At 34.0% G+C, this 25,858-nt stretch carries 27 protein-coding genes and 1 pseudogene; 4 read left to right on the top strand and 24 right to left on the bottom strand.

All coding sequences use genetic code 11. The features are described 5' to 3' along the window. Positions 1 to 25: 25 nt before the first annotated feature. The 3 genes from ybaK to DFR54_RS08505 are packed head-to-tail and all read right to left on the bottom strand — an operon-like array spanning position 26 to position 2,497. Positions 26 to 514, bottom strand: a complete 489-nt coding sequence (gene ybaK, locus DFR54_RS08515; RefSeq protein WP_114289853.1) for a Cys-tRNA(Pro) deacylase — start codon at positions 512 to 514, stop codon at positions 26 to 28. Further along, complete coding sequence (aroD, locus tag DFR54_RS08510) at positions 477 to 1,289, bottom strand: type I 3-dehydroquinate dehydratase (RefSeq protein WP_114289852.1); 813 nt, start codon at positions 1,287 to 1,289, stop codon at positions 477 to 479. Before aroD ends, ybaK begins: the two co-directional genes overlap by 38 nt. A 29-nt stretch (positions 1,290 to 1,318) precedes the next feature. Further along, a complete protein-coding gene (locus DFR54_RS08505; protein ID WP_114289851.1) occupies positions 1,319 to 2,497 on the bottom strand; it encodes a class I SAM-dependent rRNA methyltransferase in 1,179 nt (392 codons plus the stop codon). Between the two features lie 216 nt (positions 2,498 to 2,713). Between DFR54_RS08505 and DFR54_RS08500 the strand changes: the two genes are divergently transcribed. From DFR54_RS08500 to DFR54_RS08485, 4 genes are all read left to right on the top strand, one after another. Next, complete coding sequence (locus DFR54_RS08500) at positions 2,714 to 4,855, top strand: LTA synthase family protein (protein ID WP_249033380.1); 2,142 nt, start codon at positions 2,714 to 2,716, stop codon at positions 4,853 to 4,855. Positions 4,856 to 4,952: 97 nt separating this feature from the next. Next, positions 4,953 to 5,720: an FtsX-like permease family protein gene (locus DFR54_RS08495; RefSeq protein ID WP_114289850.1), complete on the top strand. Its 768-nt coding sequence runs from the start codon at positions 4,953 to 4,955 to the stop codon at positions 5,718 to 5,720. Then, complete coding sequence (locus DFR54_RS08490; RefSeq protein WP_114289849.1) at positions 5,717 to 6,280, top strand: hypothetical protein; 564 nt, start codon at positions 5,717 to 5,719, stop codon at positions 6,278 to 6,280. The genes DFR54_RS08495 and DFR54_RS08490 overlap by 4 nt, the downstream gene beginning before the upstream one ends. Positions 6,281 to 6,395: 115 nt before the next feature. After that, positions 6,396 to 6,836, top strand: a complete 441-nt coding sequence (locus DFR54_RS08485; protein WP_227258504.1) for a MaoC family dehydratase — start codon at positions 6,396 to 6,398, stop codon at positions 6,834 to 6,836. A gap of 259 nt (positions 6,837 to 7,095) precedes the next feature. Here DFR54_RS08485 and DFR54_RS08480 read toward each other — a convergent pair whose 3' ends face one another. The 21 genes and pseudogenes from DFR54_RS08480 to ligA form a co-directional block, all read right to left on the bottom strand. Continuing rightward, positions 7,096 to 7,878, bottom strand: a complete 783-nt coding sequence (locus DFR54_RS08480) for a hypothetical protein (protein ID WP_114289848.1) — start codon at positions 7,876 to 7,878, stop codon at positions 7,096 to 7,098. Between the two features lie 232 nt (positions 7,879 to 8,110). Beyond that, positions 8,111 to 9,913: an exonuclease domain-containing protein gene (locus DFR54_RS08475; RefSeq protein ID WP_114289847.1), complete on the bottom strand. Its 1,803-nt coding sequence runs from the start codon at positions 9,911 to 9,913 to the stop codon at positions 8,111 to 8,113. 62 nt (positions 9,914 to 9,975) lie between these two features. Continuing rightward, positions 9,976 to 10,818: a hypothetical protein gene (locus DFR54_RS08470; RefSeq protein WP_114289846.1), complete on the bottom strand. Its 843-nt coding sequence runs from the start codon at positions 10,816 to 10,818 to the stop codon at positions 9,976 to 9,978. A 6-nt stretch (positions 10,819 to 10,824) separates the two neighbouring features. Next, on the bottom strand, positions 10,825 to 11,055 hold the full coding sequence (locus tag DFR54_RS08465) for a helix-turn-helix domain-containing protein (protein ID WP_114289845.1): 231 nt from the start codon (positions 11,053 to 11,055) through the stop codon (positions 10,825 to 10,827). 165 nt (positions 11,056 to 11,220) lie between these two features. Beyond that, a complete protein-coding gene (locus tag DFR54_RS08460; protein WP_114289844.1) occupies positions 11,221 to 11,454 on the bottom strand; it encodes a heavy-metal-associated domain-containing protein in 234 nt (77 codons plus the stop codon). Positions 11,455 to 11,516: 62 nt separating this feature from the next. Next, complete coding sequence (locus DFR54_RS08455; RefSeq protein ID WP_114289873.1) at positions 11,517 to 13,364, bottom strand: heavy metal translocating P-type ATPase; 1,848 nt, start codon at positions 13,362 to 13,364, stop codon at positions 11,517 to 11,519. A gap of 51 nt (positions 13,365 to 13,415) precedes the next feature. Beyond that, on the bottom strand, positions 13,416 to 13,718 hold the full coding sequence (locus DFR54_RS08450) for an iron-sulfur cluster repair di-iron protein, ric (RefSeq protein ID WP_114289843.1): 303 nt from the start codon (positions 13,716 to 13,718) through the stop codon (positions 13,416 to 13,418). Between the two features lie 188 nt (positions 13,719 to 13,906). After that, the gene (locus DFR54_RS08445; RefSeq protein ID WP_114289842.1) at positions 13,907 to 14,656 is read right to left on the bottom strand and encodes a Crp/Fnr family transcriptional regulator; all 750 of its coding nucleotides are present in this window, start codon (positions 14,654 to 14,656) and stop codon (positions 13,907 to 13,909) included. Beyond that, positions 14,657 to 14,896: a hypothetical protein gene (locus tag DFR54_RS08440; protein WP_114289841.1), complete on the bottom strand. Its 240-nt coding sequence runs from the start codon at positions 14,894 to 14,896 to the stop codon at positions 14,657 to 14,659. Positions 14,897 to 14,911: 15 nt separating this feature from the next. Beyond that, positions 14,912 to 15,136: a helix-turn-helix domain-containing protein gene (locus DFR54_RS08435; RefSeq protein ID WP_114289840.1), complete on the bottom strand. Its 225-nt coding sequence runs from the start codon at positions 15,134 to 15,136 to the stop codon at positions 14,912 to 14,914. A gap of 141 nt (positions 15,137 to 15,277) precedes the next feature. After that, on the bottom strand, positions 15,278 to 15,691 hold the full coding sequence (locus DFR54_RS13560) for a site-specific recombinase (protein WP_455350580.1): 414 nt from the start codon (positions 15,689 to 15,691) through the stop codon (positions 15,278 to 15,280). Then, positions 15,678 to 16,514 carry a recombinase family protein gene (locus tag DFR54_RS08430; RefSeq protein WP_455685336.1) on the bottom strand — a complete coding sequence of 279 codons (837 nt, stop codon included), beginning with the start codon at positions 16,512 to 16,514 and terminating at the stop codon, positions 15,678 to 15,680. Before DFR54_RS08430 ends, DFR54_RS13560 begins: the two co-directional genes overlap by 14 nt. After that, positions 16,492 to 17,181, bottom strand: a pseudogene (locus DFR54_RS08425) (SNF2-related protein); the annotation flags it as partial. The pseudogene DFR54_RS08425 and the gene DFR54_RS08430, both read right to left, overlap by 23 nt. Further along, complete coding sequence (locus DFR54_RS08420; RefSeq protein ID WP_227334641.1) at positions 17,162 to 17,479, bottom strand: VRR-NUC domain-containing protein; 318 nt, start codon at positions 17,477 to 17,479, stop codon at positions 17,162 to 17,164. The gene DFR54_RS08420 and the pseudogene DFR54_RS08425, both read right to left, overlap by 20 nt. Positions 17,480 to 17,667: 188 nt before the next feature. Beyond that, the gene (locus DFR54_RS13290) at positions 17,668 to 17,805 is read right to left on the bottom strand and encodes a hypothetical protein (protein WP_211315049.1); all 138 of its coding nucleotides are present in this window, start codon (positions 17,803 to 17,805) and stop codon (positions 17,668 to 17,670) included. 326 nt (positions 17,806 to 18,131) lie between these two features. After that, on the bottom strand, positions 18,132 to 19,517 hold the full coding sequence (gene rlmD, locus DFR54_RS08410; RefSeq protein ID WP_114289839.1) for a 23S rRNA (uracil(1939)-C(5))-methyltransferase RlmD: 1,386 nt from the start codon (positions 19,515 to 19,517) through the stop codon (positions 18,132 to 18,134). Positions 19,518 to 19,535: 18 nt separating this feature from the next. Continuing rightward, a complete protein-coding gene (locus tag DFR54_RS08405) occupies positions 19,536 to 20,564 on the bottom strand; it encodes a diacylglycerol kinase (RefSeq protein ID WP_086342714.1) in 1,029 nt (342 codons plus the stop codon). A gap of 24 nt (positions 20,565 to 20,588) precedes the next feature. Next, on the bottom strand, positions 20,589 to 22,019 hold the full coding sequence (gene gatB / locus DFR54_RS08400; protein ID WP_114289838.1) for an Asp-tRNA(Asn)/Glu-tRNA(Gln) amidotransferase subunit GatB: 1,431 nt from the start codon (positions 22,017 to 22,019) through the stop codon (positions 20,589 to 20,591). Further along, positions 22,019 to 23,488 (bottom strand): Asp-tRNA(Asn)/Glu-tRNA(Gln) amidotransferase subunit GatA, encoded by a 1,470-nt coding sequence (gene gatA / locus DFR54_RS08395; RefSeq protein ID WP_114289837.1) that lies wholly within the window; start codon positions 23,486 to 23,488, stop codon positions 22,019 to 22,021. The genes gatB and gatA overlap by 1 nt, the downstream gene beginning before the upstream one ends. Next, on the bottom strand, positions 23,488 to 23,793 hold the full coding sequence (gene gatC / locus DFR54_RS08390; protein WP_114289836.1) for an Asp-tRNA(Asn)/Glu-tRNA(Gln) amidotransferase subunit GatC: 306 nt from the start codon (positions 23,791 to 23,793) through the stop codon (positions 23,488 to 23,490). The genes gatA and gatC overlap by 1 nt, the downstream gene beginning before the upstream one ends. A gap of 49 nt (positions 23,794 to 23,842) precedes the next feature. Then, a complete protein-coding gene (ligA, locus tag DFR54_RS08385; RefSeq protein WP_114289871.1) occupies positions 23,843 to 25,837 on the bottom strand; it encodes an NAD-dependent DNA ligase LigA in 1,995 nt (664 codons plus the stop codon). Positions 25,838 to 25,858 lie beyond the last annotated feature (21 nt).

Raw genomic sequence — 25,858 nt, 5'->3', positions numbered from 1 at the left:
CACAATGTCTAAAGCTCTTTTTCATCTATTCCACTGTAATATCAACAAAACTTGCTCTTAATAGTTTAACCAAATCACTTGGGTTAATATTTAACTGTAGACCTCGTTGTCCAGCTGAGCAATGAAATAACTCAAGATTCTCTGCTTCTTTTGCAAAAAAGGTCGGTAGTTGTTTTTTCATGCCAACTGGTGAACAGCCACCATGAATATAACCTGTTAACGGTTCTAGTTCTCTTTGTGGTAACATTTCTACCTTTTTATTCCCACTAACTTTAGCTATTTTTTTTAAATCTAATTCCTTATCACCTGGTACTACAGCTACTAAAGGACCAGTTTTATTACCTACAACAACTAAAGTTTTAAAAATACTTGATTCCTCTACACCTAGTTCTTTGGCTGTACTTTTAGCTCCCATATGCTCATCAGAAAAAGCATATTCAGAAACTGTAAAAGGAATCTTTTTTTGCTCTAGTAGTCTAATTGCATTGGTTTTTTGTGTTTTTTTCTTCGCCAAAATGAGCACCTTCATTTCTTTTACCCAAAATTGTCAATCCTTGTCTTAACTCAGGAATCTCCATTTGACCTGGAGCAGAATTGTGTTTGCCAGATGAAGCAAAAGTCATCACTGAACCAAATAACTCACCTGTTAGACGAGTCATTCTTCCTACTTCACCCATCCCAATCATCATAAAAGGAATTTCTTCTCGTAAAGTTTGAATCTCATTTGAGCTACTTAATATTTTTAAGACATCTGTCATCGAGTGTGGCATAACTGCAATTTTACAAATATCAGCACCAATATGTCGCATATCATAAATACTTTCAGATAATTCACTTTCACTTGGCGTTTTTTCAAAATCATGACTAGAAATTAAAACTTTTACATTATTTTGTTTTGCATACTGAATAATATCTGTTTCACTATCAATTAATTTAGCAAATTCTAAATCAATAATATCTACTAATCCTGTATGAACCATGTATCTATTCAACTCAAAATAGTAAGAATCCTCAATTAACTGACCTCCACCCTCATCTAAAGTTCTAAAGGTAAAAATTAGTGGTTTATCTTCAATAGCGTAGCGAATAAAATAAGCAGCTTTTTTCATGAATGAAATATCATTAACATACATAAAATAATCTGCACGCCACTCTATAATATCGCAATCTAGTTTACTGATTCTTAAAGCTTCAGCAAATAATTCTTCAAAATTACTTGCAATTAAAGAAACACATACTTTAGGTTGACCTTGACCTAATGTTATATTTCTAACCTTCAATTTAGACATCTTGCATCTTTCCCATCTTTTCTTATCTTTTAAACAATTTCATAAATCAATACTTTTAAATAATTCCCTTCAGGAAAATGTTTCGAAACTTTAAAGTCACTTGGTAAACGATACGTATTCACTTGCTTACCTCTTCTATTTCCATTAGTTATCCCTTTTTCAACCATTTGGACAAAACGGTCAAAAGAAACATTAGCTGCATTAGTTGAAGCAATCAGTAAGCCATTTGGTTCAATTAATTCAACAGCCTCTTCTGTTAGCTTACTATAATCTTTTGCAACAGAAAATGTTTTCTTTTTATTTCTAGCAAAACTTGGTGGATCTAATACAATCACATCATAGGTTAACTCTTTTTTCTTTGCGTATTTAAAATAATTAAAAACATCCATTACAATAATACGCTGACTATCTAAGTCCATACCATTTACCAAAAATTGTTCTTGTGTTTTCTCTAAGCTTCGTTTAGCTAAATCAACACTAGTTGTTTCAACACTCCCACCAAAAGTAGCCGCTACTGAGAAAGCCCCTGTATAAGAAAACATATTTAATAAACTTTTCCCATTAACTAATCCTTCTGAAAGAGCCCCTCTAACTTCCTTTTGATCTAAGAAAATCCCAGTCATTAAGCCTTCATTTAAATAAGTCGCATAGGAGACATTATTTTCAATCACAATTAATGGCTCTGGAGCTTCTTTTCCCCAAGTGAATTCACTTTCTGGTAAATCATCCTTTTTGAATCTGACTTTTTCGTATACACCAACAACTTCAGGTAAGCACTCTAAAATAACTTCTTTGATACTTTCTTTTAATCCATAAATTGTTTCGTTATACCAAGAGATAACAATATATGTATCATACCAGTCGATTGTTAGACCACCAAAACCATCGCCTTCGCCATTAAAAATGCGGAAAGCGGTCGTATCTTGACTTCTGAAAAACGACTTTCTACTATTAAATGCTTGTTTAAATAAGTCAGTCATTACCTCTTTATTAACAGGTTTATTTTCATCAAAACTGATCATCCAACCATATCCCTTATTTTGAACACCTAAATAACCATAGCCTAAAAAATGTTTATCTTCTGAAACAAATTTAACCCAGTTGGATGGAATACTAGCTACTTTATCTACTAAATCCTCTTGATGGATAAGAGGGTACCTTTGATTAAATTTTTTCTTTGCTTTGTTTTTAATAATTACTTGATTCATAAAAATACCCTTTTCTCTTTTCTTTATACTACTCCTTACTATATCAGTTTATTTACCTTGCTTCCACATTTATTTATATCGGCCTTAAGTCTGAATTCTTAAATTTATCTTCATTATAATTGACACGAATTTCTATAGAGGGTAAAATATATTAGTATGTTTAATTAACTAAGGATTTTATAAACAAGGGTTGGAATATAGAAAGGAAGTCTATCTGTGAAACATAATTACTATAAAAATATACTAAATACGAGGTTAGGTTTTTTCAGCCTATTAGCCATTCTCTTTTGGGCAAAAAACATAATGGCTTACTTAGTAGATTTTAACTTAGGAATTGAAAATGCTTTTCAATACTTCATTTTGTTCCTAAGTCCCATAGCCACAACACTATTTTTATTCTCAGCTGCACTTTATGTGAAGCGACCAAAAACGGCGTACATCTCGCTGATTGTCATATCGGCCTTAACCACATTATTACTTTTCTCAAATGTTATTTACTACCGAGAATTTACTGACTTTATTACAGTCAACACAATGCTTGGTGCTGGCAAAGTATCTTCTGGTTTAGGTGAAAGTGCTCTACGTATGTTCCGTCCATATGATTTCTTATATTGGATTGATTTAATCGTCGTTATCGCTCTTTTATTATTTAAGAAAATTAAAATCGATGAGCGTCCTATTAAAGCTAGAACATCTTTAGCTATTACAAGTTTTGCAGTTTTCTTTTTTGCTGCAAACTTAACATTAGCTGAAATGGATCGTCCAGAATTATTAAAAAGAACTTTTTCAAGAGACCACATTGTTAAATATTTAGGTATGAATGTCTTTACTGTTTATGACGGTGTTCAAACATATCATGCCAACCAACGTCGTGCCCAAGCAAGTGAAAATGATTTAGTTGATGTTCAAAACTATGTGAAAGAACATCAAACAACACCAAATCCTAATACGTTTGGAATTGCTAAAGGTAAAAATGTTATCTATATTCATTTAGAAAGTTTCCAACAATTTTTAATTGATTATAAATTAAAGGATGAAAATGGTGTCGAACATGAAGTAACACCATTCATTAATAGCTTATATCATTCAAATGAAACATTTAGTTTTAACAATGCCTTCCACCAAGTTGGATCAGGTAAAACAAGTGATGCTGAAACAATGTTAGAAAACTCATTCTTTGGTTTAGGCCAAGGACCTTTATTTACTCAATTAGGTGACAAAAATACTTTCCAAGCTGCCCCTTCTATTCTTAAACAAGAAGCTGGATATACAAGTGCTGTATTCCATGGTAATGGCGGAGCATTCTGGAACAGAAACGAAACTTATAAACATTTAGGTTATGATTATTTCTTTGATTCAAGTTACTACGATGTAACATCTGATAACTCTTTCCAATATGGCTTACATGATAAACCATTTATGGATCAATCAGTTCAATACTTAGAACACTTGCAACAGCCTTTCTACTCTAAATTTATTGCTGTAACTAACCACTACCCTTACTCTCAATTTAAAGGTGACGAAGCTGGTTTCCCAATTGCAAATACACCAGATACCACTATTAATGGCTACTTTGCAACAGCTAATTATTTAGATAAAGCAGTTGAAGAATTCTTTAACTACTTGAAGAAAAGCGGACTTTATGAGAACTCAGTTATCGTTATGTATGGTGACCATTATGGTATTTCAAACTCAAGAAACAAATATTTAGCTGAACTAGTTGGTGAATCTAAAGACAATTGGAACGAATGGAATGACGCTCAAATGCAACGTGTTCCTGTTATGTTCCACGTACCTGGTCAACAAAATGGTAAAATTTCAGAAAGCTACGGCGGACAAGTTGATATCTTACCTTCTCTTCTACACTTACTTGGAATTGATACATCAAACTACATCCAATTAGGTCAAGATTTATTCGCTGAAGATAGAGATCAAATCGTAGCCTTTAGAAATGGTACCTTCGTAACGCCTAAATATACTGTTATTGGTCAATCTGTTTACCTAAATGAAACAGGTGAGTTATTAACTGAGTTAACTGAAGAACAAACAAATGAAGTTGAATTTGCAAGAGAAAAAGCAAGCACTCAATTAACTATGTCTGACGCTTTAACAAATGGTGACTTACTTCGATTCTATACTGAAAGTGGTTTAGAGCCAGTTAATCCAGAAGATTATGATTATAAAAATGGACTTGAAAAATTATTATCTATTGAAGAAGAAAAAGGCGATAAATCAACAAGTGTCTTCTCAAAACATGGTAATAAATCAACTCAAGATATGTATGAAACAAAAACATATCAAGACTATTATGGTCCAAAAGAAAAAGAAACAACTACGACATCATCATCTGACAAATAAATAAACAAAAAAAGACTTTAGTTTTCACGCTAAAGTCTTTTTTATTCATATTTTTTTCACAACTACTCGGTATAATTTTAATATGGAGGTTTAGTTGATGACAAATTTAAGACAATCATTTAAAGCAGCAAGATACCATAAACGAATGACAATTAGTTTGTTTATCGTCTTCTCTCTGTTTCTTTTATTACTTTCTTACATATCACAACTTATTGATACTCAAAAATTTACCTTAAGCTATTTGCTTGGTAAATGGGATCAATTAAAACATATCTTGCCACAGTTTGATACTGAACTAAATAATCGTTTAGGAAATAGCAATGATTTAATTATGGCTTTTTATGAGCATTTAAGATTACTTATTTTAGTCTGCTCTTTTATTGCTTTCTTTTTTATTAGCTTATACTTTACTCATTCTAGAAAAGAAGAAATCTATTCATTAAACTATATTGGAATTAAACGTAGAGAAATGCTCCCACGTTTATTATTAGAGCTTTTCTTCCCTATTATATTAAGTTTACCAGTTATTTTTTGTATCCTTTTAGTTTTCCATAGTCATTTTCTAAATGAAAGCATACAGACTAACCAAAAAGTAATGAGGCACTACTTTGAATCAGAGCAAATGGTTCCTAAAAAAAGAGAAAATGTACCTGTTACTAATACAAATGAGTCTGAGAAAAAATTACTCCCTTATAATCAAACATCCATTTTAGATGTTAATATAACTAACAACTCAAATAGCCATGTTTTTACTACTTTATTGACTAACTTTATTTTACTTTGTAGCGATTTAATAATAGCTTATACAGCTGGTTTTTATTGTTACACTACATTTGGCCTTCGAAGGAGGAAACTCGTTGTATGATTGAAATTGACATGAAAGATACTTATTTAACAAGTGATTTTTTCTCAAAAAAAGTAACTTTAATTTTAGAAGATGAAGAAAATGTGACTCGTGAAAGTGTCATGAATTTTATTACTTCTTTAGAAAATAATAAATACTACGGAATGGTCGGTCGTGAGAATAACATGATTCCTTTCCTTTCCATTTTAGATAATCTTTTACTAGGTATTTCTAAAAAACAAAAAAATATTTTTTTAAATGAACTAAGTGATTTGCTTGATCAATTTAAATTAGCTTCCCTTGATTTAAATGAAGCTGCTAAATCTCTTTCAAAAAATGAACAACTTGTTTTACAAATGATTCGTGCGTTAATTCTAAAACAAACAATCATTATTTTTGATTCTGAATCAACAACAGACGATAGCAATGAGTTTTTAATTCATTTAATGCCTATCTTAAAACGTATTGTACAAAAAAGAGAAGCTGCACTAATTGTTTCTTCTAGAAATAAAAATTTAGCCAATTCTCTATATTACGATCAATGCTTTTTATTTAACTATTTATCAAAAAAGAATGACTAGATAAGTCATTCTTTTTTTCTACCTATATTGTGACAAGAAAATAAAACCTCATAATTTGTTTTTTATATCTTTCATATTATACTTATATCAGATGTAAAAATTAGGAGGATTTATTTTGAAAATAAAAAAAATGAGTGCAGATGAGTTTAAAGTTGGACAAACATTTAAAAGTCATACTTTAACAATTACTGCTGATGAAATAAAAGAATTCGCTAGTAAATACGACCCACAGCCATTTCATTTGGACGAAGAAAAAGCCAAAGATTCTTTCTTTAAAGAACTTGTAGCTAGTGGTTGGCACACTGCTAGTGTCACAATGAGATTGTGGATTGACAGTATTCCTTTTGAAAAAGGTGCCGTTGGACTTGGCGTCAACTTAGAATGGAAAAAACCAGTTAGACCTGGAGACGTCTTACATGTCGAAAGTACAATTAAAGAAATCAAGCCTTCAAAATCTCGCCCAGAACGTGTTTATATGGTAATTGAATCAAAAGCAATTGACCAAAACAATGAAATTTGTGAAATCATGACAGCTAATTTAATGACATTTAGATAAATAAAAATGACTATCTTTTTGAAAGATAGTCATTTTTTATTTTATTTCTTAAGCACTGTCACACACTCCACATGTTTTGAGATGAATTCATAGCTGTCAAAGGACAATTTCCATTTTCCTTTTTTACTGAATTCTCTTTAAGGGAACATATCCACTGTGGACTTGCGTATGCGGGAAGATATCAGTTCCTTTATCCGATTAAAAAAAACCTCCGACAAGTTGGAATCATGTTTGTTCCAAAAAATTGTCTACTCAGTTTCTATTCCAGCAAAGAATGTATCACTTTAACAATGGTCAAGCCGTAATCAACAAAGAAGCTTTTTTGTTCTTCCGAATAGTTTTTTCTTTCCGATATTGCATCATCTGTGGCATGCCTAAAACAATGCATTTTCTTTCTATAGCTTGTTACTACATCGTTAGAAATATAATCAAAACAAATCGTAGAGTAATCTGGTGTAAGGAACTTACCGTTCTTCTTTAATAAACTTTCTATTAAATTTGCTATCTCTGCAAGTTTTTCATCTGTGCTCATATTATTGAACGATGCTTGTCGGTTTGATATCTCAATAAACTTTTGATTGATTGAATCATCTATATCAACATAGGTTGATTTCTGTTCAAATGTCAACCTTGCGACAAATGTTCTTCTAACAGCATATCGAACAGTCCCGTTATCATCATCTCCCTTTGCAATAATTCTGTTCCTAATTTCTCCATAAGTAAAGTCACTAGGTGCAACAGGTGGTCGTGCCAACAATCTAGGAAATTCTTTTATAACATATCCTACTTTGTATAAATAATACGATATAAGATAAAACCAACATTTATTTTCATTACCAGAAAAATCTACATCCGGTTGGCATAAATCCCTAAACTTTGTTATTGCTTCCTCTGCATCATACACCTCAAATTCATAATCCTCTACTTCCGTATAACCACTAAATATATTGTATACATTATTTACGTTCTCAATCGAATCATAAAAACGATAATGATATTCATCCTTTTGTATGTTTTGGAAGTAAAAATCTTTTAAATCCATACTGACACTCCAATTCTTTTGATCAATTTCGTAATGCATCTTCAGATGATCATCACTACAAATTTTAATTTATAACGTTACTCGACCTCATTACCGCTCTTTATCTCATCACCATCTGGTGAAGTTCAAAGCTCGATGATACAAGCATTATCCTTAAACAAGATATTGTATTGCTAAAGCAATTAGCGATGAATATCTATTAAGAAGATCCTAGGTTATCTTAGATTATCTGCTAATCTTTGTATTTCCAGCAGTATCCTCCAGCATGTTTTTGAACTCCATTTGCAGCATCCCTAATACTTTTTGAGTTAACGCCAACTTCTTTTACAGCAGAAGCTATAGTATCGAATTCTTTTATTATTGTTCCATCATCAGTCATTTGAATAATCTGTCTTCCACGCCTTTTGCTAGGCTCACTAATCGCATCCTCTTTTTTGTTCGCTTTTAGAAAATCAGATTTTTCCTTAGCTATCCGCTCTGCCTCTTGTTTAGCAAATAATAGCTTAATTGCCTTATCCCTACGAGCCTCTAAAGTACCAACATCGTGCCGTGTTTTACGCATAATTCCTTCATCAAGAATGAGAATTTCATTATCGTAATCCTTAATCTTTCGATAAGCTTTAGCATAAGAATCATATAGCGCAGGAGCATCATAGCCGTTATATCGAGCTTTATCAAAAAGTGCAATAGCTTCATCTACTTTGCCATTTTTCCTAGCAGTTTCTCCACGTTCCCAATATGGATAACCTGCATCAAATCCTTTCTCCCAATTCCCTATATTTCGTATCTTGTTTAATGAAACTCGATTATGCAACCCGTTAATAATTACATCTTCTCTAGATATCACTTTTTCAATATTTAGGTTAACTTCAGTCTCATCATATCCACGATTTTTTGCATCGAATAATAACTCTTTCATCGCTGATTTTGAAATAGATTTCAGCATACTAAGGCTTTGCTCTGCTTCTTTTTTAGTATAATTACTAACACTCATATATTCATTCATAGAATTATAACAATCGCTATAAGCACGGAAAATATAATTTGAAAGAGGCGTTAAATCAAAGGGGCTACGAAAATAGACTCGCACATTTGTTGTACCGCCTTCACTTACAGTACAAGGTTCTATAGGTAAATCAATTCCATTTGTAGCATCTTTTCTAATAATGATGTAATTTCCCTTCTTAGCAAACTTAAACTTTAAGAATGTATATAGACAAGTTACATCGACATAATTATTACTGTTTTTTCGATACCTGATCCAACTGGTGTCGCATCCTTTTTTCTCAATAATATCTTGAATAAAAGCACAAACTTCAAGTTCTTTTATGTCTGGACTCATCTTTTCTATTTGCTTTTTTTGTTCTTCCAACGACTCCTCAATAATATCTAAAACACCCCAAAAAATCTTTCCGCATATATCTGCATCTGATTCCGCTCTATGGGCAGTGTCATTTATTAATCCGAAATATTCCGCTACAGTCTCTTGCTTATGATTTACAATGCCTTTTATATGTTTTCTAGAGAGACTCAGCGTATCAACATACTTAATTTTAGCATCATACCCAAGTCTAGAAAATGTGTTACTTAAAAATCCAAAATCGAAACTTGCATTGTGTGCACACATAGTGATTTTTCCATCTAGTGCATCTCCCAAAAATTCTACCAACTGGGGGTAAACTTCCTGCTCATTTGGAGCAGAGTTTAGCATTTCATTAGTTATATTATTTATTGCCGAAGCTGAGGCTGCAATTCTAACTTTTGGATTGACAAGAGTTCCGAATGATTGAATTGGAACTCCTTCTTTAAATAGCACCGCACCAATCTCTACAATTCTATCTGAAGAAGAATTTAGGCCAGTTGTTTCCACATCAAAAGCGATAAAAGTTTTACGAAACTCATCTACATTTGATATGTCCACTTCCAATTTTTCAGCAAAAACTTTACCAGTACGAAATGGACTAGAAGACAGTTGATAATCAACGTGTTTACTAACCTTTCCTTGTTTTTTCTTTAGAAAATCAAATAATCCCACTATTATTTCCTCCCCCATTAATTTTATCCAGAATCACTTTTACGATGCCTTTTTCTTATATTCTACCTATTCGCATACCACAAGAAGTGATCTAACTTTCTTCTTCTAAAAGGAATATGTATATTATTTTCATCAAGCAGATTTCCAACACACTCGTTAAATGTTTCATAATCAAAGTTTCTTCGCCATGTATCAATCCTATTAACTGTTAAGCCAGGGATATAATATGGAAGAGTATTTTTAACGATACCGTCGAAGATAGAGTAATCATCTCTGCCGTAAATTTCCACGTTATGATATGTACAGTACTTGGAGGCAAAAAAAAACATATTAACTGCACCAATGTTCCTTGCGATAATATTTACCAGTTCAGGATCTCCTTCTGCCAACCGATCATCAAAATTAGGAATCTCCAGAATTACTTTAGCCAAATCATACAAGGACAACCTGCTCTTATACTGAGAAAGATGTGTTGAATTTGTTACATCAATAACCGCAATCTTCATCGCAATAGTATTTAAATCATTATGAAGAGGAAATGCATTCAAAACATCATGAATTATTAGACCTTCTTTGCCATAATTAGAGCTTGCACCTACAAACATATGCTGTTTCTCCATATTTTCTTCAGTCAAAGGTAGATATTTCTGTTTATGAATTGTTTTCCTTATAGTTTTTTCTTTTGTTGAACCAAGCTTAAGGACCTTATCTATGCACCAATGTGTAGTTGCTCCTTTTATCGGCACAATATCATTTTGCTTAAGATACTCTTTCAATAAACTAAGTTGCTTTCCTTCTGGAACAGAGCCCGAAAGAGTTTCTATCATATGAGGTTGCGATTTAACAGTACCCTCATTAGCAGCAAATACAGCGTACTCAACATCATTTATTATAATAATTTTCAATGTAGCCTACACCTCCTCATTACTGGTCTTTATTTCATCTCCTTCGGGTAAAATAAAAGCCTGCACAAACTTGACACCTAGCACATCAGCGATGGCTTTCAACTCATCCAAGGTTACTGTTTCTCGTTGTAATTTTTTATTGAAATTCTGTGGAGTCTGGCCAATACGTCTAGCAAGTTCAGAAACGCTTATATTCATTTGCTCACACAGTTCTTTAATCATTTCTGCCGTAGTCATACAGCACCTCCAAGTTAACGCTAAGAATATTATAAACCATTTGGTTGATAGAAACAATAGTTATTAAAATATTATTATAATCAGCAAGCAAAAGAAAACCCACAACTCTACTGTAGAGTCATGGGCTATTTATTTCTGGTTTTCATAATTAACTGATTCGCCACTTTAAATTTTTTTTACTTGGGATTTTAGTACTTCATACCCTAATTTATCAATAACATTTTCAATATCCTCTATAGATACTTTTTCATCGTCAAATTCTACTCTTACCTTGCTTGAATTAAATAGTACCTTTAAACTCTCTTTATTTACCCCTTCCAAGGATTTAACACCGTTTTCTATTTTTTGCATACAAGACGGACAAGTTAATGTTTCTAATTGAATCGTTGCTTTTTGCATATTTCATTTCTCCTTTGATATATTTATCTATTTTAAATTGATTTAGATTAAGAATTTTATTTTCATAATTTATAGCGAAGAAGTCTCATAGCATTTAGAATTACTACTAATATACTCGCTTCATGTACTAACATACCGATTGACATGTTCATCCACTCACTAAAGAATACGCTGGCAAGCAGGACTAGTACAACTCCTACTGCAATAATTATATTTTGAAGCATGTTATTAGCTGTTGCTTTTGTTAAACCTAGTGCATGTGGCAAGCGGCTGAAATCCGAGTTCATTAAGACAACATCTGAAGTTTCAATGGCTACATCTGTTCCACTTCCCATAGCAATTCCTATTTGTGCTAGAGCTAGTGAAGGACTATCATTTACGCCGTCCCCGACAAATGCAACAATTTGACCTTTTTCTTGCAGTGTTTTAATATATGCTGATTTATCTTCCGGCAACATATGCCCGTGGGCCTCTGTAAGTCCTAGTTCATGTGCCACTAAATCAACTGTTCCTTGGTTATCACCTGAAAGAACAACTAGATTATTAACACCAAGTTTTTTTAGCTTTTGAAGATCTTCTTTTACACCTGAACGGATTTGGTCACGAATACCCATCAATGCTTTTAATTCACCATCAACGGATGTTAAAACAAGTGAATTTCCATTCTTCTCAAATCTAGTAATATCTCCACGAGCTTTTTCACTTAAAGTAACATTTTCTTGCTCCATCAAGGCTACATTCCCGACGGCAACTCTATGACCTTCTATATGAGCTACAATTCCTCCGCCTTTTACAACCTCCGTTTTTTCAACTATATATGATTTTATATCTCCAATATATTCCACAACTGCTTTTGCTAATGGATGATCGGATTCCTTTTCAACACTTGACAGATAAGCTAACACTTCCTCTCCATTATCTGCATAAATTTCTTTATCAGCTACTTTAGGATTTCCTATTGTTAATGTTCCAGTTTTGTCAAATACCATGGTATCTAGTCTGCTAAAATCACTAATTACCTCGCTACCTTTTAGAAGAACACCATGACGTGCTCCATTACCAATACCTGCAACATTTGAAACTGGAACACCAATAACAAGTGCCCCTGGGCATCCTAAAACTAATATCGTAATTGCAAGCTCAATATCCCTTGAAATGAGCCATACAATAAAAGAGAGAACTAAAACAGCCGGTGTATAGTATTTAGAGAATCTATCAATAAAGCGTTCTGCCTCTGATTTTGAATCCTGTGCTTCTTCCACTAACTCAATGATTTTACCAAAAGTAGAGTCTTCACCTACACGGTCAGCAGTGATTTGCAGTGTTCCATTTTCTAAAATTGTTCCGGCATATACTCCTGAATCTTTCTTTTTGCTTACTGGAACTGCTTCACCTGTAATACTTGCTTCATTAATGTGCCCTTCTCCTGTTAACACTGTACCATCAACTGGAATTTTTGCACCCGTTTTAACAAGTAAAATATCACCTACATCAACCTCTTCTATTTCGACTTCTTCAAATTCACCATTTTTCAGTTTCTTTAGAGCAACTTCTGGCGCCATTTCAGTTAATTCTTTTATTGCAGAACGTGTTTTATTAAGTGTCCTTTGTTCTAAATAAGCTCCAAACAGAAATAAGAACGTAACAATTGCCGATTCCTCAAAGTTTTTAATTATAAACGCTCCGATAACTGCAATAGTAACTAAAACATCGATACTGACAACTTTGACCTTCAATGCTTGATACGCTTGGATAGCAATCGGTATAACGCCTAAAACGGAGGCAATGATTAGTGACCATATAGCTATAGGTTCGTTTTGAAATCCTAATTTACTAACATATGCAATGATTATTAAAATTGCACTTACTATTGTAATATGATTCTTTCTTCCTAAAATGAATTTTTGCATATTCATGCTCCTTCCTCTTATAATTTTTTAGTAATCTAGTATTTATTTCTTTTATGATTCATAGGCTCTATCTAATTCTGCCAACATGTTATATACTGCTTCATAGCTTTCACAAACATCACCTGGAACTGTATAATTATCTGTAATTTCACGTAACTTTACAAATTCATCTACTAAGTCAGGTTTTCCCGCTCTTACATCTTTCACTTTTTTTGCAAGCCTATCATATACTTTATGCACTTGGTGAAATTCCGGGTGATTACCACCATGAACCCGTGCTACAACTGGTACATATTGTGCTAATGTTTTTAAATGAGTTTCCTTTACTTGATTAAAATTTAATTGTTTTGACATGTTTTTTCCTTCTTTCTCTTTATCTTTGTCTTGATTACATCATACAAGCGATTAAAGGAAATTAAATTGACCTAAATCAAGTTTATGCATTTTTGCGTAAATATTTGAGTTTTTTTGCCTAAAAATACAAAACAGTTGAAGTCTTGAAGCCACTCCAACTGTTTTGTATTTCATTTTCCGACTATTACTTATACTAACAACAAACCATCTAAATCCAAAATCTCAATCTTTCTGCTTGTTTTTTGCTTTATATAGCCTTCATCCTCAAAATCAGCAAACTTTCTACTTATCGTTTCAGGTGTAGTTCCTAAGTAAGAGGCTAAATCCTTTCTATTCATTGGCAATTCAATTTCCATTGAACCCTCATCACCATCCAAGCATTCTGCAAGAAACAACGCTATTCTAGAATCCACCTTCTCTGTGGCAAATCTGGTTGTTTGTTTTTCTGATGTTTCCAATCGGTTAGAAAATTCTGATAAGAACTTCAAGGATATCGTAGGGTACTTTAATAAAAATTCTTGTAAATCATTTTTACTAATCATACACACATCAGTATTACTCATTGCTTCTGCATACGCTTCATGGATTGATTCACGAAACAAAGCCAGTTCTCCAGTAAAATCTCCTGGATTTAAAATTCTCAATAATTGTTCTTTTCCAGACTCAGATAAACGGTAGATTCTAATTTTACCCTTACTTACAACATATAAGGCATTGGATGTATCTCCCTCCCGATAAACCACTTCGCCCTTTTTATATGAAATTGACCTCATTACTTTCATAATTTCATCCATCTGTTCTTCTTCTAAATGATTAAAGATTGGAACAACACTGATACATGAAGTCTGTGAATCTGAGTTATCTCTGCGATGATGAGTGTGAGAGGAAGTATTACACCCATTCTTTCTTTTGTCTTGTATAGAATCCTTTTTTGGCATTTAGATACCCCTTTCATAACTTCTTGTGAACTTGTTTATCTTTTCAAAATATTCATGAATCCAGTAAATGCAAGTAGATTCATACGGAATTGTAATTGGGTTATTGCCATAGCCTAGACTTTCCATAGAATTTTTTAGACGACCTATTTCTTGCTTAAGTCCTCGGATGGCCGTCATTATTTCTTCTTTTGTTTTTCCTTTGAGATACTCTTCATAGTAACTTTCCGGACTAATCATCATTTTAGACCGCCTCCTTTATTTGTTAGATATTTTTATTTCATCTCCATCGGGTAAAATAAATACCTGCACAAACTTGACTCCTAACACATCAGCGATGGTTTTTAACTCATCCAAGGACACCGTTTCACGTTTCAATTTCTTATTGAAATTCTGCGGAGTCTGTCCAATACGTCTAGCTAGTTCAGAAACACTTATATTCATTTGCTCGCACAGTTCTTTAATCATTTCTGCCGTAGTCATACAGCACCTCCAAGTTTACGCTAAAAATATTATAAACCATATGGTTGATAAAGACAATAGTTATTAAATGTTATTGTAGTCAACAAGCAAAAGAAAACCCACAACTCTACTGTAGAGCCATGGGCTATTTCCTGCTACTTTTCATATTTCCATTTCGATACCTGATTTGAAGGCTATAACGAAGTGGTCTTCATAGACTGTAACGCTCTGAATTAACTTTCTCACAAGCTTATCATCATATTCTAAGGTACGGAATTTGTTCTTGCGGATAAATTCAATCAGCTCATTGATTCGCTCGTTCTCGCCACTGAGGGAGGTATCTTCTACTAAAAGGGTCTGTCGCTTATCTCGCAGTTCATCAATCTCATCTGCTAGATATTCATAATCTTGACCCTTATTAGCCAGCTTGATGAGTTCTTTTTGTTTTTCCTCTAGTGAGTTGTTAATCTCTGAAATTTGGTACTCTGTCGGTTCGCCAATCACCGCATGAATATTTTCTTCCAAGGTTTTTATCATGTTATTGCCACCTGCAAGCAGCTTATTAATTGCGGTCATTACAAGCACCATAGAGTTCATCTTCTTTTACGGTTCGGTTCTTACAAACTTCAGGACCTTGCTCGATTCTAGTCACGCATCGCCAGACAAATTCTTTTCTACCATGAATATTCCAATATGTTCTCCTATAAATATCGCCACAATCTCCACAGAAGGTAATGGTACTTAAAGCGTACTTGCTACTATAAATTCGTTTGTTCTTGCCTTCTCCTGTGTAGATATTGCTTCTTCGATGAACCTCTTCCTGCACCTGCAAAAATAACTCTTTAGGAATAATCGCCTCATGGCTATTTTCAACATAATACTGGGGAAGATGACCTTCATTCTTAACTCGTTTCTTGGTTAGAAAATCTACAGTAACAGTCTTTTGCAGAAGGGCATCTCCGATGTATTTTTCGTTTTGAAGTATCTTCTTAACTGATTCTGGTCGCCATCTTGGTTTTCCCGCTGCTGTTAAAATGCCGTCTTTCTCTAGATCCCTACCGATGCCCACTAGGCTCTTGCCCTCAAGGTACTCTCTGTAAATACGTTTAATGATTTCAGCCTCTTCTGGAACAATAATCAAGTTGCCTTCTTCATCTTTCGTGTAGCCCATAAATCGTTTATGGTTGACCTGCACCTTTCCTTGTTGGTATCGGTACTGTAGCCCAAGCTTAACGTTTTGTGAAAGGCTCTGGCTTTCCTGTTGTGCCAAAGATGCCATAATAGTCAGCAAAACCTCGCCCTTGGCATCCATGGTGTTGATATTCTCTTTTTCAAAATAGACGGATATGTTTTTATCCTTGAGCTGTCTAATGTATTGAAGGCAGTCTAATGGTAACATCTGATATCCGCTGATAGATTTCATCCTCTGCACCAGGAAGTGGTTTATAGGAAAATATAATCTGTCCATTTCTTTTATCTGGAGTAAAGTAAGTATTACGGTAGTGAGTGATGTACCTGCCTAACCTTTGACCTAAATCGAGAATACGAAACTCTGCCCATAAATCCATCATGCCGTTAGTTGAAGGAGTACCTGTAAGACCTACAATTCTTTTTACACTGGGTCTTACCCTTAGTAGACTTTTAAACCGCTTTGCACCATAGAATTTAAAGGATGACAACTCATCAATGATCACCATATCAAAATCAAAGGGGATGCCACTTTTACTAACAAACCAATCCACATTCTCACGATTGATGATATAGATAGTCACCTGTTTATTGAATGCATCAATTCTTTCTTTTTCCGTTCCAACTGCCACAGAGTAGGTCAGATCCTTTAGATGATCCCACTTTTTAATTTCAGCAGGGCATGTATCTCTTGCTACTCTTAAAGGTGCAATCACTAAAACCCTGTAAACCAGAAAGTAATCTAAGCACAAATCAAATATGGCGGATAACGTGATCACACTTTTCCCTAAACCCATCTCAAGAAATACAGCAGATATGGGATGGGATAAAATAAATTCAGTGGCATAGCTTTGGTATTCATGTGGCTTGTATTTCAATAAGTATCCCTCCAATCTGTTCTACATCATCTAGGCAATAGACTAAATATCCTAAAGCCTCTAATTGCTTCTTTCTTTTTATTTGTAAAGGCCTCATCTTTTTCCCAGTTGCCTTACATTCGACAAAGGCGATTCTTACCATGGGAAGTAACACAATCCGATCAGGCATTCCATCAATTCCAGGGCTTACAAATTTCGGTGCAACCCCCCCATGCTTTTTACTGCCGCTACCAGTTTTTTCTCTATATATTTTTCTTGCATAAATGACCTCCATCAATTTATCAGGAACAACAAGCACAACTTTTAACGTTTTTTCCTATACGCGCGCATACATACGCTCACGATGCTTTACTACTACTATTTCTTTATTTATTACTAAGAAGTAAAACTCTTGTTCCAGTCATTCCATCAAAGCCAAAACCTCAGTAAAGACTGGCTTTTTTAAAGAACAGGCATCGTGAACAAGTATGGAACGAGGAACTACCGTTAGATGCTTTTTTCGTAACAACGTTGCTTACCATAGATGGAAAAATTACTTGTTCCATTTTTGTTCCCTTGGTACTTGTTCCACCCACTTATCTTTTTCATAATGCCTGCAATGGCATAATAGTCCGCAGGTTTCATGGCGGAGGCATCCCTTCCAAAGCATTCACACCAAATTTCCATGTTACAAACAAGGGTGCGTTCTACCGTACCGACACGGGATTCCCCACCAAATTCACTACCGTTAAGATAATTTCTTCGCTCATATAAGGACATCTCATGCCAATCATCGGGCAGCAACTTACCAAGATAAGTGCGGACAAGACCTATATTCAAATTCGTAAATCCTGTGAGTAATCCACCACTCTTGGATATCTTCCCACAAAGCAAAAATCCGTGATTCTCCTCCAGCTTAAAGCCAGATCTCAAACCACGGAAAGCCTTTATTTACTTATCTTATTATACTCTTACTTATCAACCCTTGACATCAATACTACCGTCTCAACGTGTGATGTTTGTGGGAACATGTCTACTGGTTGAACGTAATCAGGTGTATAGCCTAATTCATTGTATAGTTTTAAATCACGTGCAAATGTTGCTGGATCACATGATACATAAACGATTTTTTCAGGATTTATTTCAACACTTGCTTTAATAAAGCTTTCTGTTAATCCTTTTCTTGGTGGGTCAACTACAATAACAGTTGGTTGAACCTCTTCTTTTAACCATTTATCAAAGATAACTTCTGCTTTACCAACTTCAAATTCAACATTATCAATATCATTGATTTCAGCATTTTTTCTAGCATCCTCAATGGCTTCTTCAACAATTTCAACACCGTAAACTTTTTTTACATCTTTAGCTAAAGATAGGCCAATAGTTCCGATACCACAATAAGCATCAATCACAACATCATCTTTAGTCAGCTCAGCACGAGAAATCGCTTCTTTGTAAAGAACTTCTGCCTGAGTTGTATTAATTTGGTAGAATGAACTTGCTGAAATTTGATATGTGTTACCAAGTAATTGGTCTTCAATATACTCTTTACCATATAATCTAACAAATTCTTTACCTAAGATGACATTGTTATTCTCAGTGTGAATACTTTGCATAATTGAAGTCACATTTGGAACAGCTTCAACAATCGCTTTACAAATTTCACCAATTTTGAAAAGTTTTTTCTTCTTAGTCACTAAAACAATCATTAATTCATTTGTATAATGTCCTTTACGAATAACAATATTTCTTAGATGACCAGTTTGTTTTTCTTCATCATATGGTTTCACATTAAACTGTTCTAAAATAGGTTTAATGGCAATTAAAGCTTCATCAATCGCTTCTTCTTGAATATAGAAATCTTCAATCGGAATTAAATCATGACTATTTCTTCTAAAAAAGCCTAACTCTAAACGCTCATTGATTTTACGAACTGGGATTTGTGCTTTGTTACGGTATTTGAACGGTGTTTCCATTCCCTTAGTAGCTTTAATTTCAATACTTTCAAAACCACCAATACGTGTCACAGCTTTTTCAACTTGTTGTTGTTTAAATAACAATTGAGCCTCATAAGTCATGTGAGCAAGTGGGGCAATCCCTGTTCTAATTAAGTTTGAATCAATATCTTCTACACGATTAGGACTTTTCTTTTTCCATTGTAAAACTTTACCATAGGCAAATTTTTTCGTTGTTTTTAAAATTTTAACTTCTACTTCTTCACCGATAATGGCATTTTCAATAAAAATTGGGTAAAAATCAACTTTACCAACACCACGTCCATCATGTGTCATGTCTTCAATCGTTAACCAATATTTGTCGTTTTTATTTACAGGTAATTCTTTTTTAGTTTTTATCATTATTTTCTTCCTTTTTCTTTACTCATTCCCAGAAATCTTGCCATCTCCATCAATGTCTTCATTTGTTAATTCTTCTAATTCTTTAATAAAATGTTCAGATGCTTCTTCCATTTCAACATCTCCAGAAACTGCTGAATCTGGAATTTCATCTAAGTTTGCATAAATTTCAATATGTTGTTTTAAATTCTCAAATGTCATTGGCGCATCTCCACCGTACTCACCATCTAAGTTAATCATCATTCTAAAATCTTCATCTAATGATTCAGCATATAGTTTTGATGTTTTGGTATAAATGAGGCGGTCGTCATTAACGTGTTTACCACCATTCATCATCAAACCAATTAAATGCATGATTTCAATGATGTTAGCTGTTTTTACGATGATTAAAGAGAAATTCCCATCGTCAAGTTGAGCATCAGGTGCAATTTGTTCAAAACCACCAATTGAGTTAGTTAAACCTAAGAAGAACATTGAAGCTTTTCCAATATATTCTCCTTCGTCGTAAACTAATTTCATATTGATTGGTTTAACACGAGGTAACATTTCAGCTCCCTTAACTAGATAAGCAAGGTAGCCAAACACACTTTTCAGTTGAGAAGGTACTTCATAGGTTAGCTCTGTTAAATAACCACCTGCTCCAATATTCATAAAGTAAGTATCTCCTGCTTTACCAATATCTGATTTGATAGTTTGATTTTTCAGCATAACCTCAGCTGCTTTAACCACATTATCTCTTGGAATGTGAAGGGCACGGGCAAAGTCGTTAGTTGTTCCACCGGGAATTATTCCCATTTTCGGGCGATTTTCAAGTGGCGCGATACCATTAATAACTTCATTAATGGTACCATCTCCACCTGCTGCGACTATTAAATCAAATCCTGCTAAAGCACAACGAGTGGCTTCATTTTTGGCAGAGAAAGGTTCAGGTGTCGTCGCATAGGCACTTGACTCATATCCAGCTTGTTCCATCACATTTAAAATGTCTGCTAGATTTTTCTTTAAGATTTCTTTTCCTGATGTCGGATTATAAATTAATCTTGCTTTCATCTTGTTTACTCCTTCTTAAAACGCCTAACGTTTCCCTAATTCCTCAGATAATAATTTGTTAACTACACCAGGGTTTCCTTTACCTTTTGTTGCTTTCATAATTTGTCCTACTAAGAAACCATGAGCGCGTCCCTTACCATTTTTAAAGTCTTCGATTGATTGAGCATTGTTATCTAAGATTTCATTAATAATTGGTAATAATTGAGCTGGGTCTGATAATTGAACTAATCCTTTAGCTTCAACAACTTCCTTAGCATCTCCACCATTTTCAATTAATTCTTTAAAGACTTTTTTAGCAATTTTAGAACTAATTGTGCCATCAGCGATTAAGTTAATCATACCTGCTAAGTTATTTGGAGTTAATTTTGTTTCTAATAATTCTAATTTTTCACTGTTTAAGTAAGCTGATACTTCCCCCATTAACCAGTTAGATGCTTGTTTAGCATCTGCACCTTCATTAAGGGTCGCATCAAAGAAGTCTGACATATCACGAGATAAAGTTAAGACCATTGCATCATACTCAGGTAAACCTAGCTCTTTAACATAACGAGTTCTTCTTGCTGCTGGAAGTTCTGGAATACTTTGACGAATTTCTTCAATCCACTCATCAGAAATTTCAATACGTGGCACATCTGGCTCTGGGAAGTAACGGTAATCACTTGCTCCTTCTTTAACACGCATTAAAATAGTTGATTTTGTTGCTTCATCGTATTTTCTTGTCTCTTGTTGAATAATACCACCGGAAAGTAATACTTTTGCTTGGCGTTTTTCTTCGTGAATTAAGCCCATTTTTACGTTATTTAAGGAGTTTAAGTTTTTAAGCTCAGCTTTAGTTCCAAACTCTTCTTGGCCATATGGACGTAATGAAATGTTGGCATCACATCTCATAGAACCTTCTTCCATTTTCACATCACTGACACCAGAAAATTGAATAATTGAGCGAATGGCTTCAAGGTAAGCATACGCTTCTTCTGGAGATCTCATATCTGCTTCTGAAACAATTTCAATTAAAGGTGTTCCTTGACGGTTTAAGTCAACGTAAGAGTAACCATCTGTTCCGTGAATATTTTTACCAGCATCTTCTTCTAAGTGAACACGCTCAATACGGATTTTTTTCTTTTTACCTTCAACTTCAATTTCAATCCAACCATCATGTCCAATTGGCTCATCTGCTTGGGAGATTTGGTAAGCTTTTGGGTTATCTGGATAGAAATAGTTTTTACGGTCAAAGTGAGTACTTTGAGAAATTGTACAATTTAAAGCCAAGGCTGCTCTCATTCCGAATTCTAAAGCACCTTTATTCATAACAGGTAAAACACCTGGCATACTAAAGTCAATTACGTTTGTATTTGTATTTGGTTCTGCTCCAAAGTGCGCTGCTGAAGGTGAGAAGATTTTAGAATCTGTTTTTAATTCTACATGGACTTCTAGCCCAATAACTGTTTCAAAATTCATTATGCTTTCCCTCCTAAAATCACAGGTTTTTGTTTATGGAATTCAGTTGCCTTTTCAAAAGCATCCGCAACTTGATACATTTTTTCTTCTTCAAAGTAATTTCCAATTAATTGTAAACCAATTGGCATTCCTTCTGAGAATCCACATGGAATACTCATACCAGGAAGACCTGCTAAGTTAACTGGAATAGTTAAAATATCTCTCATATATGCTGTAACAGGATCATCTTTATCTGAGCCAAAATCATGAGCAATAGTTGGTGAAACTGGTCCTAAAATTAAATCGTAATCAGCAAATACTTTTTTGAAGTCTTCAACAATTAAAGTTCTCACTTGACCTGCTTTTTTGAAGTAAGCATCATAGAAACCAGCACTTAATGAGAATGAACCTAACATAATACGACGTTTAACTTCTTCACCAAAACCTTCTGAGCGAGAGTTTACATAAACATCATCTAAGTTAGTAATATTTTCTGAACGGTAACCATAACGAATACCATCAAAACGTTGTAAGTTAGATGAAGCTTCAGATGAGGCGATAATATAATAAACTTGAACTCCGTATTTAGAATGAGGTAAGCTCACTTCTTCTACAGTAGCACCTAAATGACGTAGTATTTCAATAGCATCTTCAATAGATTTTCTGACCTCTGGATTTACACCATCTGTCATAAATTCCTTAGGTACACCAATTTTCATCCCTTTAATATCTTGTCCAATTAGGCTAGAGAAGTCCGGAACAGCTTGCTTAGAGCTTGTTCCATCTTTTACGTCATGACCTGAAATAGCATTTAAGACTAAGGCATTATCTTCTACAGTACGAGTCATTGGTCCAATTTGATCTAAACTTGAAGAAAAGGCAATTAAACCGTAACGAGAAATACGTCCGTAAGTTGGTTTCATTCCTACAATTCCTGTGTATGATGCTGGTTGTCTAATACTTCCACCAGTATCTGAACCTAGGGAAGCAACTACTTGGCTAGCTGCTACAGTAGCTGCTGAACCACCAGAAGACCCACCAGGCACTTTATCTTCATTCCAAGGATTAATTGTTTTCTTAAAGTAAGATGTTTCAGTTCCTGATCCCATAGCAAACTCATCCATGTTTAATTTACCAACAGGAATCATCCTATTTTCGTAAATTTTTGTCATAACAGTTGCATCATATGGAGGTTCAAAATTATATAACATTTTACTTGCTGCTGTTGTTAATAAATCTTTAGTGACAATATTATCTTTAATCCCAATTGGAATACCAGCTAATGGTTTTGAAGCAGAAGGACCTTCTTTGTCCAATTCTTTAGCTAATTCTATAGATTTTTCTTCGTTTAAAGTAATGAATGAGCCAATTTTTTCATCCGTTTCATTGATACGAGCAAAAGTAGTTTCTACTACCTCTTGAACTGACACTTCTTTTCCTTGAATTTTAGATGATAGTTCTTTTAATGTTAATTCATGCATTGCAGTCATTATGCGCCAGCCTCCCCATTGTCCATAATTGCAGGTACTTTAATAAAACCATCTTTGGTTTCAGGTACATTTTTTAATAATTCTTCACGTGATTCACCTTTTACGACAACATCTTCACGTAAAACGTTAATTTCCGATACCACGTTAGATGTAAAAGGAATACCTTCTGTATCTACTTCCCCTAGTTCTTCTACCATATCAATAATTTTTCCCATTTGAGAAGTAAATAATTCTAATTCTTCTTCTTTGAATGAAAGCTTTGATAACGCTGCTACTTTCTTAACTTCTTCTTTTGAAATTGCCATTATTAATCTCGCTCCTTCATTTATCTTTTTAAGATATGCCTATCCTATTTTAGTCAACTTTTGTACTATTTTCAATGGCTTCCACCATTTGAGTTTCATTCCAAACTGTAATTTCTAATTTTTCAGCTTTTTCTAGTTTGCTACCAGCATCTTCACCAGCTACAATAATATCTGTTTTTTTAGAGACACTGCCAGTCACTTTTCCACCTAAGGCTTCAATTTTTTCCTTTGCCTCATTACGGTTAAAGTGAGTCAGTTTACCTGTTAATACAATAACCTTATCTTTAAAAGGTGATTCAACAGAGGCTAAGTCTGCTGCTGTTTGCCCAAGATAATCTGTATTAACACCAGCTCTTTTTAATTCAGCTACTAACTCTTTGACTTCCTCATTAGAAAAGTATTTTTCAATACTATCAGCAATCACCGGACCAATCGTATCAATAGCATTTATAGTTTCTTTTTCAGCTACCATAATCTGTTCGATTGTTCCAAATTCTTCAGCGATAAGTTTAGCTGCTTTTGCTCCAACATGCTGGATACCTAAACCAAATAATAATTTTTCTAAAGAATTATTTTTACTTTGACTAATTGCTGTCAAAATATTGTTAGCTGATTTTTCTTTAATTTTGTCTAAAGTAAGCAACTCTTCTTCTGTAACAAAATATAAGTCTGCCACATTTTTGATAATATCTTTGTCATACATCTGCTCTAAAACACGTGGACCTAAGCCATCAATATTCATGGCATTACGTGAAACAAAATGATTTAACCCTTCCTTGATTTGAGCAGGACACATTGGGTTCATACATCTTAATGCTACTTCTGACTCAATTCTTTCTAACTCAGAATCACAAGTCGGACAATGAGTTGGAAACTCATAAGGAACACTTGTCTCATCTCTCTTATCTGTTAAAACACGAGTCACTTCAGGAATAATATCTCCTGCTTTATGAATCATTACGTGATCTAATAAACGAATATCTTTCTCAGTTATTAAGTCCACATTATGAAGACTAGCTCTGGCAACGGTAGTTCCTGCTAATTGCACAGGATCCATTACAGCGGTTGGTGTTACAACACCAGTTCTACCAACAGTCCATTCAATATCACGAATAACTGTTTCAGCTTCTTCAGCTGGGAATTTATAAGCAATTGCCCAACGCGGTGCTTTTACAGTGTAACCAATTTCTTCTTGGGCTGTAAAATCATTGACCTTAATAACAATGCCGTCAATTTCATAATCTAGCTCATGACGTTTATCTCTAAAGTTTTCAATATAATCCCAAACCTCATCAATAGAATGACATAGTTTGCGTTCATTATTTATTTTAAGTCCTAATTCTTCAAGTTCAATTAGTGAATCATTTTGACTATTAAAATCAAAACCTGTTGTATCAGCAACTGTGTAAATAAAGGTGCTTAAATTTCTTTTAGCTGCAACTTTTGGGTCTAGTTGTCTTAAACTTCCCGCTGCTGCGTTTCGAGGGTTAGCAAAAACATTGTCCCCTTCTGCTTCACGCGCCTCGTTCAACTCAATAAATGATTTTTTAGGCATATAACACTCGCCGCGAACTTCAATTGTTAAAGGTTTAGCTAAACTTAAAGGAATTGATTTCACGGTTTTTAAGTTATGAGTAATATCTTCTCCGACAACACCATCACCACGAGTTGCCCCTTGAATAAATTTTCCATTCTCATATCGTAAGTTAATGGCTAATCCATCTATCTTAAGTTCAACCATGTAGTTTATTGGCATACTTGTTAATTTTTTAATACGATTCTCAAAATCGATTAAATCATTTTTATTAAAGGCATTATTTAAACTCATCATAGGTACCTTATGTGTTACTTTTGAAAAACCAGATAAAATATCTCCACCGACTCTTTGAGTAATTGAATCATTAGAAATAAGTTCTGGATGTTCTTGTTCTAAAGAAACTAGCTCATGGTACACTTTATCATATTCTGAATCTTCTACTTTAGGAGCGTCTTTAACATAATAGGCGTGGGCCCATTCAGCTAATTGCTGATTTAGCTCTGTCATTTTTAATTGAATGTCTTTTTT

Origin of the sequence: Vagococcus fluvialis (genome assembly GCF_003337315.1) — a bacterium.
GTDB lineage: Bacteria > Bacillota > Bacilli > Lactobacillales > Vagococcaceae > Vagococcus > Vagococcus fluvialis.
The sequence above is the reverse complement of the archived record's forward strand: the minus strand, read 5'-3'. Positions and strand labels throughout refer to the sequence as shown.

Coding starts and splice junctions, on each gene's coding strand:
- aroD (WP_114289852.1), bottom strand. CDS start 1,289: ATGTCTAAATTGAAGGTTAGAAATATAACATTAGGTCAAGGTCAACCT.
- DFR54_RS08505 (WP_114289851.1), bottom strand. CDS start 2,497: ATGAATCAAGTAATTATTAAAAACAAAGCAAAGAAAAAATTTAATCAA.
- DFR54_RS08495 (WP_114289850.1), top strand. CDS start 4,953: ATGACAAATTTAAGACAATCATTTAAAGCAGCAAGATACCATAAACGA.
- DFR54_RS08490 (WP_114289849.1), top strand. CDS start 5,717: ATGATTGAAATTGACATGAAAGATACTTATTTAACAAGTGATTTTTTC.
- DFR54_RS08480 (WP_114289848.1), bottom strand. CDS start 7,878: ATGGATTTAAAAGATTTTTACTTCCAAAACATACAAAAGGATGAATAT.
- DFR54_RS08465 (WP_114289845.1), bottom strand. CDS start 11,055: ATGACTACGGCAGAAATGATTAAAGAACTGTGTGAGCAAATGAATATA.
- DFR54_RS08460 (WP_114289844.1), bottom strand. CDS start 11,454: ATGCAAAAAGCAACGATTCAATTAGAAACATTAACTTGTCCGTCTTGT.
- DFR54_RS08455 (WP_114289873.1), bottom strand. CDS start 13,364: ATGCAAAAATTCATTTTAGGAAGAAAGAATCATATTACAATAGTAAGT.
- DFR54_RS08450 (WP_114289843.1), bottom strand. CDS start 13,718: ATGTCAAAACAATTAAATTTTAATCAAGTAAAGGAAACTCATTTAAAA.
- DFR54_RS08445 (WP_114289842.1), bottom strand. CDS start 14,656: ATGCCAAAAAAGGATTCTATACAAGACAAAAGAAAGAATGGGTGTAAT.
- DFR54_RS08440 (WP_114289841.1), bottom strand. CDS start 14,896: ATGATGATTAGTCCGGAAAGTTACTATGAAGAGTATCTCAAAGGAAAA.
- DFR54_RS08435 (WP_114289840.1), bottom strand. CDS start 15,136: ATGACTACGGCAGAAATGATTAAAGAACTGTGCGAGCAAATGAATATA.
- DFR54_RS13560 (WP_455350580.1), bottom strand. CDS start 15,691: ATGACCGCAATTAATAAGCTGCTTGCAGGTGGCAATAACATGATAAAA.
- DFR54_RS08430 (WP_455685336.1), bottom strand. CDS start 16,514: ATGTTACCATTAGACTGCCTTCAATACATTAGACAGCTCAAGGATAAA.
- DFR54_RS13290 (WP_211315049.1), bottom strand. CDS start 17,805: ATGAAACCTGCGGACTATTATGCCATTGCAGGCATTATGAAAAAGATA.
- rlmD (WP_114289839.1), bottom strand. CDS start 19,517: ATGATAAAAACTAAAAAAGAATTACCTGTAAATAAAAACGACAAATAT.
- DFR54_RS08405 (WP_086342714.1), bottom strand. CDS start 20,564: ATGAAAGCAAGATTAATTTATAATCCGACATCAGGAAAAGAAATCTTA.
- gatB (WP_114289838.1), bottom strand. CDS start 22,019: ATGAATTTTGAAACAGTTATTGGGCTAGAAGTCCATGTAGAATTAAAA.
- gatA (WP_114289837.1), bottom strand. CDS start 23,488: ATGACTGCAATGCATGAATTAACATTAAAAGAACTATCATCTAAAATT.
- gatC (WP_114289836.1), bottom strand. CDS start 23,793: ATGGCAATTTCAAAAGAAGAAGTTAAGAAAGTAGCAGCGTTATCAAAG.
- ligA (WP_114289871.1), bottom strand. CDS start 25,837: ATGACAGAGCTAAATCAGCAATTAGCTGAATGGGCCCACGCCTATTAT.